The sequence below is a fragment of the Chthoniobacterales bacterium genome (assembly GCA_036569045.1).
In the GTDB taxonomy this organism is placed as follows: Bacteria; Verrucomicrobiota; Verrucomicrobiia; order Chthoniobacterales; family JAATET01; genus JAATET01.
The window spans coordinates 13,650-28,479 of the sequence record DATCRI010000010.1 but is presented as its reverse complement, the minus strand read 5'-3'; the positions used below and the strand labels follow the sequence as shown (position 1 = coordinate 28,479).

Sequence of the window (14,830 nt, the reverse complement as noted above, 5' to 3'; positions counted from 1 at the left end):
TGTGATCAGGAAATCAGACCGGCTCGCCGCCCCAGCCGTTCGCGTCGAAGTGATAGCGGCGGGCGCCGAACTCGAGCGCGCCAGGCGACGTGCCCTCGAAGATGTCGGGAAGCTGGCCGATCAGACGGGAATACTCCTCGGCGATCTCGGGCACCTGCTTCTTCAGCGCGTCGAGCTGCCCGTAAATCGCCACCGTGCCGCCCGTGCCGCCACCGGTGATCTTCGCGCCATACAGGCCGCTCTTCGGTCCGCGCTTGCGCACGGCCTCGACGAGGAAATCCACTTCCGGCACCGAGAGATGGCAGTTCGTGCGGTAGCTCTCGTGCGCGGAATACATGAGCTCCCCGGCAGTCACCAATGCGGCCGTATCGCCCTCCCCGGCCGACTTGAGAGCCTCCATGAAAGCCAGCACGCGCTCGTTCTCCTCGACCGGGTGACGGGACGGCCCCGCAACGCGATAGGTCGCGTCGGGCTGGATCGTGGTGACGGGATCGTCGTGCGTGCGGTAGGCGGTGACGAATTCCGAGCCGAGAATCTTTTCCGGAAGAATGCCGGCGTATTGCTCGTTGAACTCCGCGACCGAGAGCTCGGTGATGTATTCGAGCCGGCCGGCGCCGGTCTTCGCGCGCTGGTCGTTGATGATGCGACGGCCCATGAACGCGCCGATGCGTGTGTCGCTGTAGGGATTTGCGCCAACGGAATGACGCACCATCGAACTGATGCCCATGAAACCGGTGCCACGCGGAATGGCCAGATCGCCGAGAACCTTCCCGGGACGGCAGAGAATGTGGGTGAGCCGGCCTTCGCGGCCGCTGGTAATGGCGGTCTGGTCCATGATGCCGCACGGCGCGCCGACGACATGGTTCTCTGCCATCTGCGCAAGCCTCGCGATCCGGCTCGCATCCAGTCCGAGGCCCAGGTAGGCGTTCAGCGCGGAGATCGTGCCGATCTCGACCGCGGCGGAGCTGCCGATGCCGACATTCATGGGCACGGCGCTGAGCAGCAGGAGGCTGAAGCCGTAGGGCAGCCGGATGGACTCCTCCTTGAGCAGGGTGAAGATCGTTCCGCCGATGTAAGAGACCCAGCTCGAGAGGGGATTCGCCGAGCAGAGCTCGTGAATCTCGGGGTAGCTGGCCAGCCCGTCGCCGGAGGCGAAATAGTCGAGCGGAATGCGGGTTTCCACCGGAAGCGAGCGCCGGCCTTCCTGAATCGTGCGAATGCGCAGCGTCCGATCAGTCCGGGGCTGGAGCGCCATCAACATTCCGCGGCCGAGCACGGCTTCGCAAACATTCGCGCCGGAGTAATCGGCGATGCCTCCCATCACGTCGAGCCGGGCCGGGACGCGCCCCACGTAAATTTGCCCGCTGTTGAAAAACCCCGCGAGGCCGGTGGGATCACTGTTAGGCCGGGCCAGCAGACGTTCGAATTCCTGGATTTCGAATGGCAGGTTTTTTTGTTGCACGGGGCCGGATCATTCCGAAGTTGAGTGTTCTTGGAAAGTATAAAAATCGACAGTTAGGGTTTGCTCGCGATTTTTCTCTAAGCCGCCCATGTTGTCGGCCATTCATGACTCCCGAGCGTCTTCGACCCACTGCCGCCCGAGCCGAGGCCCTGGCCGAGGTCGCCGCGCGATTTCCGATCTTGGGCGAAATCCGAACGGCCGACTTGGTCCAGCTCGTCGCGCTCGAGTTGGGGCATGCGGAGATTCTCGACGGTTTCCGCCCCTACGGTGGGCGCCTCGCGCGGGCGATCGCTCCAGAAAGCATCCTTCACATCGTGAGCGGGAACACCCCGCACGCCGCGCTGCAAAGCCTGCTCCGCGGCCTGCTTCTCGGTGCGCACAATCGCGTGAAGGTCCCCGCCGTCGGCCTTCCCGAAGTGGACGCCTTTCGGGCGAATCTTCCGCCAGATCTCGCCGCGCGCGTCGAGCTGAGTTCCTCGCTTCCCGATGCCTGGCTGCGCGAGGCCGGGGCCATGGCGATCTTCGGTAGCGACGAGACGATCGCCCACTTTCGCGCGAAAGTTTCGCCCGGGGTGCCCTTCCAGGCCCACGGGCATCGGGTGAGTCTCGCGATCGTGTTCGACGATCCCGCGTGCGAATCCGCCGCGAGCGCCGCGCGCGACGTCTCGCTCTACGACCAGCAGGGCTGCCTCTCTCCGCACGACATCTACGTCGACGAATCTCGCGGCCTCTCCGCGCGGACCTACGCCGCGAGGCTTGCGGAAGCCATGGACGCCTTCAATCGAGCCACGCCTCGGCGTGCGCTCAGCGTTGGCGGCAATGCGGCCATCGCCGACCTCCGCGCCAGCTATGCCTTTCGCTCGGCGAGCGATCCGCGAGTGCAGTTGTGGACCAGCGCCACCGGCACGGATTGGACCGTGATTTACGAAGAAGATCCCTGGTTTGCGACATCCCCGCTGGACCGCGTCGTCTTCGTGAAGCCTCTCCCCGCCGCCGGCCTCGCCAGCGCGCTCGCACCCGTCGCCAGCTGGCTCGGCGCGATCGGCATCTGGCCCGCGACCGAGGTGAACGCCGCCAGGATCGCGACGCTCGGCGCCTCCCGCATCTGCCCGCTTGGCCGCATGCAATTTCCCCCCGTGACATGGCATGCGGAGGGGTTGCCAAACCTCGCCTCGCTGGTGAGATGGGTTGATTTCGAGGCGGTGGACGGCTTATAACCCGCCGCAGCTATGTCAAAGGAAGAGGCTCTTTCCGCCCAAGGCATCGTCACCGAGGTTCTTCCTGGCACGATGTTTCGCGTAAAGCTCGGCAATGGCCACATCGTGCTCGCCCACATCTCCGGCAAGATGCGCAAACATTTCATCCGCATCGTGCCCGGCGATGCCGTCACGGTGGAGCTTTCACCCTATGATCTGACGAAAGCCCGCATCACGTTCCGCGAATCCGGCGGGCCGCCCCGGCCGTCCGCTTGAACGCGAATTCATGACCACTCGCATTCTCCCCAAAAATATCGCGGAGCTCTTCCGCGACGCCGCGACCGCCTTCGGCGATGCCCCCGGTTACGCCACGCGACAGAAGGGCGGCACGTTCACGTTCACGAGCTATCGCGAGGTCTATGAACGCGCCCTGAATCTCGCGACCGGCCTCATCGATCTCGGCGTCGAGGCCCGCGAACACGTGGGGCTGCTTGCCGACAACCGCCTCGAGTGGATCCTCTGCGACGCCGCGGTGCAGCTCTGCGGCGCCGCGGATGTCCCGCGCGGCACCGACGTCACTCCCGCCGAAATTCGTTACATTCTCGAGCACGCCGACGTGCGCGTCTGCTTCGTCGAGCATGCCGCGATGCTCGCCAAATTTCGCGAAGCGGCCGTGGCCGGCATCCGTCACGTGATCGTGATGGATCCCGCGTTTACCGGCGACGCCGAGGCATTGCGCCTCGCCGATCTGGAGGCCCGCGGCCGGGAATTGCGCGCCGCTGGCGATCGACGCGCCGAGGAACGCACCGCGCAGATCCAGCCCGGCGACCTCTTCACGCTGATCTACACTTCGGGCACGACCGGAACGCCCAAGGGCGTGCAACTCACGCACGCGAACATGGTCTCGCAGGTGCGCAATCTTCCGTTCGCGCTGCCCGCTGGTGGCCGCGCACTCTCGATCCTGCCCATCTGGCACAGCTACGAGCGCGTCTTCGCCATGCTCGCCCTCAGCTGGAATGTCTGCACCTACTACACGACCGTGCGGCACATCGCAGAAGATCTCCGCACGGTGAAACCCACCGTCATGTGCTCCGCGCCGCGGCTGTGGGAGAACCTCTACCACAGGATTTTCGCCAACGTCGAAAAGGCGGCCGGCCCTCAGCGCGCGCTTTTCAACGTCGCCTACCGCAGCGCCGTGCGCGTGAAGCGCGCGCAGCGCTTCTTCCGCGGGCAGCAGCTCGACCTGACCGGCCGGAGCCTCCCGGAATCCCTTCTCCTCGCCGCCGGCCACGTCGGCAACCTCATCGTTTACACGCTGCCCTTTCTCGTGCTCGACGGGATCGTCCTGAAGAAATTGCGATCCGTCGTCGGGGGCGAGTTTCGCGGCACGATCAGCGGTGGCGGCGCGCTCCAGCCCCACGTCGACGAGTTCTTCAACTTCATCGGGATCCCCGTGCTCGAAGGCTACGGCCTCACCGAGACGGCGCCCGTGCTCGCGGTCCGCTCGTGGGACAATCTCGTGATCGGCACCGTCGGCCCGCTCTATCTCGAGACCGAGGTGCGCATTGTCGATCTCAATACCGGCGAGACGCTGTATCCGAATCCCAAGTATCGCGGCGACGGCCGGGGCATGCGCGGCGAGATTCACGCCAGGGGCCCGCAGATCATGGCTGGCTATTACAAGGATCCCGCCGGCACCGCCCGCATCCTCAGGGACGGCTGGCTGAACACCGGCGACATCGGCCTCGTCACATTCAACGATTGCCTGAAAATCGTCGGCCGCTCGAAGGATACGATCGTCCTTCTCAGCGGCGAAAACGTAGAGCCACTTCCGATCGAGAACAAGCTCACGCAGTCGCCCTACATCGACCAATGCATGGTCGTCGGACAGGACCAGAAATTTCTCGGCGCGATTCTCGTGCCGCATCTCGACGCCTTCAAATCCGCCGGCATCGCCGCGGATTCCATTGCAGCGCTCGAGCAGAATCCTGCGGCGCGAGAACTGGTCGACGCGGAGATTCGCCGGCTCGTCTGCGCCGAGACGGGATTCAAGCCCTTCGAGCGCATCGGCGCCTGGCGCTTTATTCCGAAAGGATTCGAGGTTGGCGACGAACTCACCGCCACGCTCAAGATTCGCCGGCACGTCGTGACCGACAAATACGCGCCGCTGATCGCAGGGATGGCGTCGTAGGCAGGCGCGCTTCAATCCACGCCGTCGCGTCGGCAAGCACCTGCTCGGCGTCGAGATCGAAAAGCAGCTGGTGAAACGCTTCGGGGTAATGGAAGTGCATCTTGTCCGGCGCCGCAATGTCCGCAAAAAACGCGCATTGCTGGGCCTCGGTAATGAAAACGTCATGGCCCGCAGAAAACAGCGCCGTCGGAGTCCGGATCTTCGAAGCCGCGGGCGGCGCCGTCTCGATAAGGTCGCCCATGTTCGCGAGGAAGGAAAACGTGAGCGGGCCGAGGCGATGCGGCGCGGTTGCCAGCTCGTGCTGACGCTCCGGAATACGCGTGAGAATGGGCATCTCGCCGCTGCCCTGCACGAACCAGCTCGGCTTCAGCCGCAGACCCGGGAGGATCGCGGAAAGAAATCGCAGCGTCGGCTTCACCCACCGCGGATTCTCCCGGGCAAGCGCGACCACCGGCACGAACAGCATCAGCCCCGCCAGCCGCGACCGCCATTCCGGCCGCGCCGCAGCCTGAATCGCGAGAAGGGCGCCCATGCTGTCCCCGGCAAGGAAGAGCGGCAGCTCCGTGGGCTCACCGGCAAACGCCGCGAGATCGGCGAGCATGCCGTCGATCTCCAGCCAGGCGCCGCGGCGCGTCGGATCGGGATCCAGGCCCTGCCCGCGCAAATCCCAGGCCTCGACGAGAATCCCGCGCTCGCTGAAGCGCTCCGCCAGCGGGGCAAAATCTTCGGAGCGGCAGCTCAGCCCGTGGAGGGCAATGACCCTCGCCCGCGGCGCACTTTCCGCCCTCCAACGCACCCGGCGAAAACGCGTGCCATCGGGCGCGCTCCAGAAGTCCGTCTCGGGGGATGGCGTCACGGCTTTTCTGTTGCATGGTTCGGACCCATCTGGGAAGCGTTTGTGCATGCGTCCCACCATTCTTTTCGCCGCTGCCGCCTCACTCCTTCTTGCGCCACTCGCCGCTCACGCCGGGCGTCTCGATATCGCCGTCATGCAATTCGCGGACAAGCGTGAACCGGCGGACATCGTTGCGGGTCTCGGCAAGGTCGATCTCGTGAAGATCACGGACTCCGACCGCACCGAAACGAATGTGACCGGACTGCGCGGCGGCTGGGTGGTCTTTGCGCAAAGCTTGGGCATCACTCCCGGCGGCAGTTTCGCGAGTTCGACCCGCCTGACGAACCAGCGCGCAGATGTCGCTGGCTCGCTGAACGGATCGAATCTCTCCGTCAAAATTTCGATCCTCGAGGGCGTGAAGGTCGGTCTCCGCAAGTTTACCGAGAACAGCTACGAGGGATCCGGATCCGTCGCCGGCGGGGTGCCGCAGCTCATCAGCATTCGGCAGACGAAAAACAAGACGCAGACCTCGATCAAGGGCCGCACGACGATCACTCACATGAACTTCACGACGATCATCGCGGCCCGCTACACCCCCTGAACCGGGGCGATTTTTGCAAGCGTCGGAGTCGTGAGCAGTTTGTGAATAAGTGGTGAATGGTTGCGGGCGCTTGTGGTCTTTTCCAGATTTTCCGCGAGTTGTCGGGAACCGATCGCAACGGCGGCAAAGTCATTCACAAGGTCCAATCGGCGTGGAACAGGCTTAAATCCACAGAGGAACACGATTCCGGGGAGTTATTCGCAGCATTAAGAATAAGAAGTTATGGGTCACCCAAAGACACATCTTATTCAGGATGTGAACAAGTGAATGCCGGGTGCTCATTTCGACGCAATTCCTGATTCTTCAGTAACGAAGCACTCTTTCCAGAAAGCGCCGGACTTCCGGACGTTCCGGCGCATCGAAGAGATGCGTGGGAGGACCCACCTCGAGAAGGGTCCCGCCCGAGACGAAAGCGACCAGGTCTGCCGTATGGCGGGCAAACCCCATGGCGTGGGTCACCAGGACGAGAGGGGAACCCTCGGATCGGAGCTCGGCGAGCAGGTCGAGAACCTCGGCGGTCATTTCGGGATCCAAGGCCGAGGTCGGCTCGTCGAAAAGGAGGAGCTTCGGGCGAATGGCCACTGCCCTGGCAATGGCGACGCGCTGGCGCTGACCACCGGAAAGCTCCGCCGGGCGCTTGTGGATGTGGTCCGCGAGCTGGAAGCGTGCAAGGACCTCCCTGGCGCGCGCATGGGCCTCTTGGGCGGGAAGTCGATGGACCTGAACGAGCGGGAGGCAGATGTTTTCCAGGGCGGAAAGGTGCGGAAAGAGATTGTAGGCCTGAAAGACGATGCCGAGTTCCGCGCGATAAGTGCGAAGGGCCGCGTTGCGACGGGGAATCTGCTTTCCGTCGACGAAAATCTCGCCTTCGTCGGGAACGATCAATCCAGCCAGCAGGCGGAGAAGCGTGGATTTTCCTCCGCCCGAGGGACCGATAAGGACGAGCGAATGCGGGAACTCGAGCGTCCGCGAAATGTCGCGAAGGACAACCTGACCGCCGAACCGTTTCGAGACGTTGCGCAGCTCAACTTTCATAGTGGAAGCGGCGTTCCAGGAGCCGGGAGAAGGCGGAGATCGGAAGGGTGAGCAGGAGATACCCGATCGCGAGGGGAAAGTAGCTCTCGAGGGTGCTGTAGGTCGCGGAGTTCACCTGCTGGGAGGCGAAGGTGAATTCCTGGAGGCCGATGATCGAAAGCAGCGAGGAATCCTTGATGAGCGAGGCGAACTGGCCGGCAAGAGCGGGGAGAATCTGGCGAATGGCCTGCGGAAAGATGATGAACCGGTAGGTCTGCAGAGTCGAGAGACCGATGGCCCTGGCGGACTCGAGCTGGGAGGCGCCGACGCTCTCGATGCCGGAGCGAATGATCTCGGCAAGGTAGGCGGAGCTGAAAAGGGAGAGGATGAGGATGCCGGCCCAGAGACGATTCTCGAAGTGGAGCTGGCTGGCGGCGATGAACCAGAGGGCGAGGATCTGGACGAGGAGCGGGGTTCCCCGGACGATCTCGATGACGAGCTGGGCAACGGCCCGAAGGGGGATGAAGGGAGAGCGCCGGGAAAGGGCGAGGATGAGGCCGGCCGACGTGCTGAAAATGAGGGCGGCGAGGGAAATGCGAATCGTGAGAAGCCAGCCCTGCCAGAAGACTTCGCGATAATCCCAGACCGCGCGCCAGTTCGAGGTGGAGGCGGCGAGTGCCGCCGAGCAAATGGCTGCAAAGATCAGAGCAACGATCGAGAAAATCGTCACTCGCGCCCACAGGGGCGAAGGCGCGTGCGGGCGATCGAGAAAAAGCGTCGCGAGCGTCGCGGTGGCGGGGAGTTTCACAGGGTCCAACCTTCTGCGAAATCCCCGGCCATGCGCGGCTGCCTACGAGTGGATCGCGTGTCCTTCGGCGGCGAGGGCCGCCTCGTGGACGGACTCGCTGAGCGTCGGATGCGCGTGAATCGTCGCGTGGATCTCGTCGAGGGTGAGTTCGCTGTTCATCGCGAGGCCCAGCTCGGCAAGCATCTCGGTGGCGTCGGCTCCGATGAGGTGAGCGCCAAGAATTTCGCCGTGCTTCTCACCGGTGATAAGCTTCACGAAGCCGTCGGTCTCGCCGATGGCGCGGGCCTTGCCGCTGGCCATGAAGGCGAACTTGCCGACCTTGTATTTGAGGCCCTTTTCCTTCGCGGCGCGTTCGGTGAGGCCCATGCTGGCGACCTGCGGGTGGCAGTAGGTGCAACCCGGGAAGAGCGTGACCTTCTTCGGCTTGTGACCGGCAACGAACATGCCTTCGACAGCCTGCACGGCTTCGAAGCTGGCAACGTGCGCGAGCCAGGGCGGCCCAATGATGTCGCCGGCGGCGAAGATGCCGGGAACGGAGGTCTCGTATTTGTCGTTCACCTGGATGTAGCCGCGATCGGTGAGGCCGATCTTGAGATTACCGCCGGGAACAACCGGGGCGACGCCGATGGCGACAAGCGCGAGGTCAGCCTCGAGGACTTTTTCGACCCCCTTCGCATCGGCGACGGTGATCTTCACGCCCTTGTCGGTGGCTTCGGTTTTCGTCGTCTTGTGATTGGTGAGAAGCGTGAGGCCCTGCTTGGTGAGGCTCTTCTCGAGGGCAACGGAGACCTCGGTGTCCTCGACGGGGAGGATGTTCGGCATCATTTCGACGACCGTGACCTTCGTGCCAAAGGCATTCCAGAAATAGGCGAACTCGATGCCAATGGCACCCGCGCCGATCACGACGACGGACTTCGGCTGCTCGGCAAGCTGGAGAGCTTCCTTCGAGCCGATGACGGTCTTGCCATTGAAGGGGAAGCCGGGCATCGGGCGGGAGACACAGCCGGTGGCGATGAGGATCTTCGAGGCGGTGTGGGTTTCCACCTTGCCGTCGGCCGCAGCGACGCGGACTTCACCGGCCTTATCGAACGTGGCCGTGCCCTTGAGGAAATCGATCTTGTTCTTCTTGAAGAGAAAATCGAGACCAGCGGAACCCTTCTGCGAGACGTCGCGGGAGCGCTTGATGATGGCGGCCCAATCGTATTCGAGCCCGCTGACCTTGAAGCCGAACTCGGCCGCGCGGTGCTTGATTTCGTGATAGAGTTCGGCGTTTTTCAGGAGTGCCTTGGTCGGGATGCAACCGTAGTTGTTGCAGGTGCCGCCGCCGCGTTCGAAATCGACAACGGCGACTTTTTTACCGAGTTGAGCCGCGCGAATCGCGCCGACGTAGCCGGCGGGTCCTGCGCCGATGACAATGAGATCGTAGTTGGCCATGAGAGTAAGTGAGTGGAGGGGCGAATCCGCACGGATGGCTAGAACAGCATCAGTGCGGGATTTTCGATGAGCTTGCGGAGCGCGCCGAGGTATTCGGCACCGACGGCGCCGTCGACCACGCGATGGTCGCCGCTGAGGGAGACATTCATGCGCTGGCCAACCACGATCTCGTCCTTTGCATTGACGACCGGCTTCTTGACGATGCCGCCGACGGCGAGAATCGCGGACTGCGGCGGATTCACGATCGCGTAGAACTGATCGATGCCGTAGCTGCCGAGGTTCGAGACGGTGATGGTGCCACCGACGTATTCCTCGGGCTTGAGCTTCTTGTTGCGGGCGCGAGTGGCGACGTCCTTGACCGCGAGGCTGATCTCGCGGAGCGAGAGATTCTGGGCGTTGCGGATGACGGGAGTGACGAGGCCATCATCGACGGCGACGGCGACGGAAATGTTCACGCTGCCGTATTCCATGACGTGGTCGCCGCCCCAGGCGGCGTTGACCTTCGGGCATTGCTGCGCGGCGCGAGCGACGGCGAGCAGGACAAAGTCATTGACGGTGATCTTCGGCAGGCCGGCCGCCTCGTTGGCGGCGTTCACCTCGGCCCGGAGGCGCATGAGTGGTGCGGCGTCGACTTCGACGGAAAGATAAAAATGCGGGATCTGCGTCTTGCTCGCGAGCAGGCGCTCGGCAATGACGCGGCGCATGCCGGAAAGCTCGACGCGCTTTTCTTCGCCGCCGGTCTTCTCGAGTTTGATCGGAGCAGGGGCTGCAGCGGGAGCGCCTCCGGCCTTCGGCGCGGAGCCGGCGGCGGGGACGTCCTTTTCGACGATGCGACCTCCGGGGCCGGAGCCGACAATGCCCTCGAGGCTGACACCGCGTTCGGCGGCGACCTTCTTCGCGAGCGGCGAGGCCTTTACTCGGCTGTTGCTGGGGGCTGGTGCGGGAGCGGCAGGCTGCGGGGTCGGCGGGGCGGATTCCGGCTTGGCGGCGGGAGCGGGAGCGGGAGCGTCGGCTTTCGTGGCGGGAGCTGCGGCTGGCGCGTCGGCGGATTCCCCGTCACCGAGGATGAGCGCGATCTTCTGGCCGACGGCAATCTTGCCACCTTCCTTGACGTAGACCTCCTTGAGGACGCCTTCGTCGAAGGCTTCCATTTCCATCGTCGCCTTGTCGGTTTCGACCTCGGCGAGGATGTCTCCCATTTCGATCTGATCGCCTTCTTTCTTGAGCCAGCGAACGAGGGTGCCCTCGGTCATGGTGTCGCTCAATTTGGGCATGTTGATTACAGGCATGGGACGGGAAGTTCTAAGTCTTGAGTTTGAGAAGGCGAGTGGCCGTCGGGGACGGTCCGCTCAGAGAATGGTGAGAGCTTTTTCGAGGATGCGTTCGACGGTGGGAAGCTGGAGCTTCTCGACCTCGGGGCTGTAGATCGCGGGGGCGTCGATCGTGCAGACGCGGCGAATGGGCGCGTCGAGTTCGTCGAAGATTTTTTCCTGGATCATCGTCGCGACCTGCGCGGAGACGCCGCAGAACGGCTTGTTCTCGTCGACGAGAACGACGCGGTGCGTCTTGCTGACGGAACGGAGGATCGCGTCTTCATCGATGGGACGAATCGAGCGGAGATCAAGGACCTCGGCCTGAATGCCCTTTTCGTGAGCGAGCTGTTCGGCGGCTTTCACCGAGGTAAGCGCCGCGCGACCGTGCGCGATGAAAGTGATGTCGCTGCCCTCGCGTTTGATGTCCGCGAGACCAAGAGGGATCGTGTATTCCTCATCGGGCACTTCGCCCTTTTCGCCGTAGAGCAGCGTGTTCTCCATGAACATCACGGGATCGTTGTCACGGATCGCCGTCTTCATGAGACCCTTCGCGTCGTAGGCGGTGGCGGCGCTCACGACCTTGAGGCCGGGAATATTCGCAAGCCAGTTTTCGGGAGTGTGCGAGTGGGTGGCGCCGACGCCGGTGCCGCCATTGGCGGGACCGCGAATGACGATCGGGCAATTGATGAGGCCGCCGCTCATGTAGCGCACGCAGCCGGCGTTATTGATGATCTGGTCGTAGGCGACCGTGCAGAAGCTCCAGAACATCAGCTCGATGACGGGACGCAGGCCGAGCATCGAAGCGCCCACGGCCATGCCGATGAATCCGGCCTCGCTGATCGGGGCGTCGACGAGGCGCTTGTCGCCGTATTTTTTCCAGAGACCGCGGGTGACCTTATACGCGCCGTCGTATTCAGCGACTTCCTCGCCGATGAGGAACACGTTGGGGTCGCGCTCGATTTCTTCGGCAAAGGCCTGGTTCAGGGCGTCGCGGTATTCGATAAGGGCCATTCTTTTGGGATTCGGAATTGGAGATGCGGTGCGAGCGGGGGCCTAGTCGTTGAAGAAGTGGCGGCCAGTGCGGCCGGCTTCGGTCTGGCGGTCTACCTCGAAATAGACGTCCTGATTGATGGCTTCGACGGTCGGAATCGGGCTTTCCTCGGCGAATTTCACCGCGGCGTTGGCCTCGGCCTGCGTTTCCTTGTTGATCGCGTCGGCTTCCTCGGCGGTGACCATGCCTTCGTCGATCATGCGCTGACGCCAGAGGAGCACGGGGTCGTGACGATTCTTGAACTGCTCGATTTCGTCGGCGGTGCGATAGCCGCCCTTGTGCTTCGCATCGGCGACGGAGTGGCCGTAGTGACGATAGGTGTCGATCTCGAGAACGGTGGGCCGGGACTCGTTGTGGGCGCGCTCGATGGCCGTCCACGTCTTGGCGCGGACTTCGTAAACGTCTTCCCCGTTTGCGATGTCCCAAACGATGCCGAAGCCGTCAGCGCGTTCCGCGAGGCAATTCTTCAAAGCCGAGGAGCGGTCGAGGCTGGTGCCCATCGAGTAGCGGTTGTTCTCGATCACGTAAATCATGGGTAGGTCCCAGAGCGACGCGAGATTCAGGCACTCGTAATAGACGCCCTGGTTCACGGCGCCATCGCCAAGGAACGCAAGGGCAGAACCCTTGAGGCCCTTGTATTTGACCGCGTAGGCGAGGCCGAGGCCGAGTGGGGTCTGGCCGGCAACGATGCCGTGGCCGCCCCAGTAGTTCTTGTCGGGCGCAAAAAAGTGCATCGACCCACCCTTGCCTTTGGAGCAACCGGTCGCCTTGCCGAAGAGCTCCGCCATGCATTCCTTCATGCCCATGCCGACGGCGAGAGCGTGGCCGTGATCGCGATAAGCGGTGATGACGTGGTCGTTTTCGCCAAGGAGAGAGCAGGTGCCGACCGCGACGGATTCCTGCCCGATGTAAAGATGGAGGAAACCCGCCATCTTGCCTTCATTGTAATGCTTGAGGGCGACGCGTTCGAAATTGCGAATCGAATACAACTGCCGGAGAAACCGAATCTTATCTTCCTTCGTGAGCGACGCGTTGATCGGCGCTGTCGCGTAATCGACCGGACTGACTTCGGCTTCGGCGGTGGTTTCGGTCATATATTTCGATAATGGGCTGAGTTTCTACACGGGAACCAGGTTAGCACGTAGAGTTCCAAACCAGCGTCGGAATATTTCCCGACCGCACGTTCCTTGGCAACAGGGAAAAATCGCGAGCAAAACCAGGGAGGAACTGGGATTGGAACTTGCCCGAAACTCATGAGGCAAATAAACCCGCTTCGTGTGGGCTAAAATAACTGTTTTGGGGTTGTTTTTGATGATGACGGCTTTTCTCGAAAGCCGGGCGGAGCTGCCGATGGCGAAGAATCCGCCACGGGTGGAGATTGGGGCGAGTCGGACGCGGTTCACCAAGGTGGCCGGCGGGGATTGGGATGATCGCCTTCAAAAGGTGCAGATCGAGGTGATCGCAAAAAATCTGGACTTCAACCATCCCGCGAACGGCTTGAAGCTCCATTACTGGGTCCTTGCGGAATCCCTCGTGGATCGAAAGACCCTCAAGGTGATCGACAATGGCGTCGTGGACGTCAATCTCACGAGTGATGCTTCCGGTCGCGAGATGCGGCAAAAGGGGGAAATGGTCACGCTCCAGTGGGACGACACGGGTGCGATCTTTGGAGAGCGCTATAAGGGCTGGGTTATCGTTCTCGTGAACGACAAGCAGGAAGTCGTCGCCGTGAAGGCCAACGTGCCTTCGTGGCAACAGAATTTTCAACGGGCCTTTGAACTGCGGACCGGCGCCTGGTGTGGACTTGACCTGAAACCTGCCAAGGGTGCTCGGTTCTGACGGAAGTCCTTAAAAAAGTTCCAACTGCGGTCCGGCGGGACGCCGAAAGGCTGCCGTGGACAGATCGAAACGCTGGCGATTCAGCCCGACACGGCGCGCCGAGACGGCGAAAAGATTCGAGATCTCGTCAGCATACTGGCCGTCGCCGCGCATGCGTTTGCCGAAGTCCGAGACGTTGAGTTTGCCACCGCGCAAGGTTCGCACGCGATTCAGGACCCGGTCGACCCGGTCGGGAAAATGCGTTTCCAGCCAATCCCGAAAGATGTCCTTCACCGCGTAGGGCAGTCGGAGCACCGTGTAGCCTGCGGTCTGTGCTCCCGCCTCGGCCGCGGCGGCCAGCACTGCGGGAATTTCGTGCTCGTTCAATCCGGGAATGATCGGCGCAACGAGCACCCCGACGGGGATGCCGGCCTCGGCCAGTTCACGGATCGCCGCGAGGCGGTGGGCTGGTCGGGAGGCTCGCGGTTCCAGCCGTGAGCCAAGGTCGGGATCGAGCGTCGTGATCGAAAGAAACACCCGCGCGGCGCGGTGTTCAGCGAGCGTCGCCAGGTGGTCGCGATCACGGGTGACGAGATGGTTTTTCGTGATGATGCCGACGGGATTCCGAAAATCCGCGAGCACTTCGAGGCAGCCGCGGGTGATCCCGAGTTTGCGTTCGACCGGCTGATAGCAATCCGTGACGCCCGACATGACCAGCGGCTCCGGTTTCCATTTCGGACTGTTCAGCTCGGCGCGCAACAGCGCGGGAGCGTCGGTCTTCACAAGGATGCGCGACTCGAAATCGAGGCCGCTCGAAAAGCCGAGGTATTCGTGATAGGGCCGCGCGTAGCAATAGGCGCAGCCGTGCTCGCAGCCGCGGTAAACATTGATGCTTGCGCCGAAGGAGATGTCGGGACTGTCGTTGCGGCTGATGATCGAGCGGGCTGCGTCGCGCAGGAACTGGGTGCGCGGCCGGGACGCTTCCGCCGCGAACTCGTCATCGAGGACAACGCTCAGCCGCTCGAAGCGATTCGGCGGTTGGTTGACCCCGCTCCCCCGGCCACGCGGCGGCGGGGGATGGGACGGCGGAGACATGCCGCCAAGATA

The 14,830-nt window shown here is 63.0% G+C and carries 14 protein-coding genes; 5 read left to right on the top strand and 9 right to left on the bottom strand.

Going from position 1 to position 14,830, the window contains the following annotated elements:
* Nucleotides 1–13 precede the first annotated feature (13 nt).
* A complete protein-coding gene (locus VIM61_02775) occupies nt 14–1,462 on the bottom strand; it encodes a hypothetical protein (protein HEY8899308.1) in 1,449 nt (482 codons plus the stop codon).
* A gap of 203 nt (nt 1,463–1,665) precedes the next feature.
* Here VIM61_02775 and VIM61_02770 point away from each other — a divergent pair, with 203 nt between their 5' ends.
* The 3 genes from VIM61_02770 to VIM61_02760 are packed head-to-tail and all read left to right on the top strand — an operon-like array spanning nt 1,666 to nt 4,849.
* Nucleotides 1,666–2,679 (top strand): acyl-CoA reductase, encoded by a 1,014-nt coding sequence (locus tag VIM61_02770; protein HEY8899307.1) that lies wholly within the window; start codon nt 1,666–1,668, stop codon nt 2,677–2,679.
* Between the two features lie 12 nt (nt 2,680–2,691).
* On the top strand, nt 2,692–2,934 hold the full coding sequence (gene infA / locus VIM61_02765) for a translation initiation factor IF-1 (protein HEY8899306.1): 243 nt from the start codon (nt 2,692–2,694) through the stop codon (nt 2,932–2,934).
* Between the two features lie 10 nt (nt 2,935–2,944).
* Nucleotides 2,945–4,849 carry a long-chain fatty acid--CoA ligase gene (locus tag VIM61_02760; GenBank protein ID HEY8899305.1) on the top strand — a complete coding sequence of 635 codons (1,905 nt, stop codon included), beginning with the start codon at nt 2,945–2,947 and terminating at the stop codon, nt 4,847–4,849.
* Here VIM61_02760 and VIM61_02755 read toward each other — a convergent pair.
* On the bottom strand, nt 4,785–5,705 hold the full coding sequence (locus VIM61_02755; protein HEY8899304.1) for an alpha/beta fold hydrolase: 921 nt from the start codon (nt 5,703–5,705) through the stop codon (nt 4,785–4,787). The genes VIM61_02760 and VIM61_02755 overlap by 65 nt on opposite strands.
* A gap of 46 nt (nt 5,706–5,751) precedes the next feature.
* On the opposite strand from VIM61_02755, the gene VIM61_02750 reads away from it, so the two are divergent.
* Entirely contained in the window at nt 5,752–6,285 is a 534-nt protein-coding gene (locus VIM61_02750; GenBank protein HEY8899303.1) for a hypothetical protein, read from the top strand.
* 303 nt (nt 6,286–6,588) lie between these two features.
* Here VIM61_02750 and VIM61_02745 read toward each other — a convergent pair whose 3' ends face one another.
* The 6 genes from VIM61_02745 to VIM61_02720 all read right to left on the bottom strand — a co-directional run bounded on the left by VIM61_02745 (nt 6,589) and on the right by VIM61_02720 (nt 12,999).
* Nucleotides 6,589–7,320, bottom strand: coding sequence for an amino acid ABC transporter ATP-binding protein (locus tag VIM61_02745; GenBank protein HEY8899302.1), 732 nt, complete (start codon nt 7,318–7,320; stop codon nt 6,589–6,591).
* The gene (locus tag VIM61_02740; GenBank protein HEY8899301.1) at nt 7,310–8,107 is read right to left on the bottom strand and encodes an amino acid ABC transporter permease; all 798 of its coding nucleotides are present in this window, start codon (nt 8,105–8,107) and stop codon (nt 7,310–7,312) included. Before VIM61_02740 ends, VIM61_02745 begins: the two co-directional genes overlap by 11 nt.
* Before the next feature lie 42 nt (nt 8,108–8,149).
* Nucleotides 8,150–9,541 (bottom strand): dihydrolipoyl dehydrogenase, encoded by a 1,392-nt coding sequence (lpdA, locus tag VIM61_02735; protein ID HEY8899300.1) that lies wholly within the window; start codon nt 9,539–9,541, stop codon nt 8,150–8,152.
* A gap of 38 nt (nt 9,542–9,579) precedes the next feature.
* On the bottom strand, nt 9,580–10,815 hold the full coding sequence (locus tag VIM61_02730; GenBank protein ID HEY8899299.1) for a pyruvate dehydrogenase complex dihydrolipoamide acetyltransferase: 1,236 nt from the start codon (nt 10,813–10,815) through the stop codon (nt 9,580–9,582).
* 75 nt (nt 10,816–10,890) lie between these two features.
* Nucleotides 10,891–11,865, bottom strand: coding sequence for an alpha-ketoacid dehydrogenase subunit beta (locus tag VIM61_02725; protein ID HEY8899298.1), 975 nt, complete (start codon nt 11,863–11,865; stop codon nt 10,891–10,893).
* Nucleotides 11,866–11,907: 42 nt separating this feature from the next.
* Entirely contained in the window at nt 11,908–12,999 is a 1,092-nt protein-coding gene (locus VIM61_02720; GenBank protein HEY8899297.1) for a thiamine pyrophosphate-dependent enzyme, read from the bottom strand.
* Nucleotides 13,000–13,216: 217 nt separating this feature from the next.
* Between VIM61_02720 and VIM61_02715 the strand changes: the two genes are divergently transcribed.
* Nucleotides 13,217–13,744: a hypothetical protein gene (locus VIM61_02715; protein ID HEY8899296.1), complete on the top strand. Its 528-nt coding sequence runs from the start codon at nt 13,217–13,219 to the stop codon at nt 13,742–13,744.
* A gap of 9 nt (nt 13,745–13,753) precedes the next feature.
* Here VIM61_02715 and VIM61_02710 read toward each other — a convergent pair whose 3' ends face one another.
* On the bottom strand, nt 13,754–14,818 hold the full coding sequence (locus tag VIM61_02710; protein HEY8899295.1) for a PA0069 family radical SAM protein: 1,065 nt from the start codon (nt 14,816–14,818) through the stop codon (nt 13,754–13,756).
* Nucleotides 14,819–14,830 lie beyond the last annotated feature (12 nt).

Coding starts and splice junctions, on each gene's coding strand:
- infA (HEY8899306.1), top strand. CDS start 2,692: ATGTCAAAGGAAGAGGCTCTTTCCGCCCAAGGCATCGTCACCGAGGTT.
- VIM61_02760 (HEY8899305.1), top strand. CDS start 2,945: ATGACCACTCGCATTCTCCCCAAAAATATCGCGGAGCTCTTCCGCGAC.
- VIM61_02750 (HEY8899303.1), top strand. CDS start 5,752: ATGCGTCCCACCATTCTTTTCGCCGCTGCCGCCTCACTCCTTCTTGCG.
- VIM61_02745 (HEY8899302.1), bottom strand. CDS start 7,320: ATGAAAGTTGAGCTGCGCAACGTCTCGAAACGGTTCGGCGGTCAGGTT.
- lpdA (HEY8899300.1), bottom strand. CDS start 9,541: ATGGCCAACTACGATCTCATTGTCATCGGCGCAGGACCCGCCGGCTAC.
- VIM61_02730 (HEY8899299.1), bottom strand. CDS start 10,815: ATGCCCAAATTGAGCGACACCATGACCGAGGGCACCCTCGTTCGCTGG.
- VIM61_02725 (HEY8899298.1), bottom strand. CDS start 11,865: ATGGCCCTTATCGAATACCGCGACGCCCTGAACCAGGCCTTTGCCGAA.
- VIM61_02720 (HEY8899297.1), bottom strand. CDS start 12,999: ATGACCGAAACCACCGCCGAAGCCGAAGTCAGTCCGGTCGATTACGCG.
- VIM61_02715 (HEY8899296.1), top strand. CDS start 13,217: ATGATGACGGCTTTTCTCGAAAGCCGGGCGGAGCTGCCGATGGCGAAG.
- VIM61_02710 (HEY8899295.1), bottom strand. CDS start 14,818: ATGTCTCCGCCGTCCCATCCCCCGCCGCCGCGTGGCCGGGGGAGCGGG.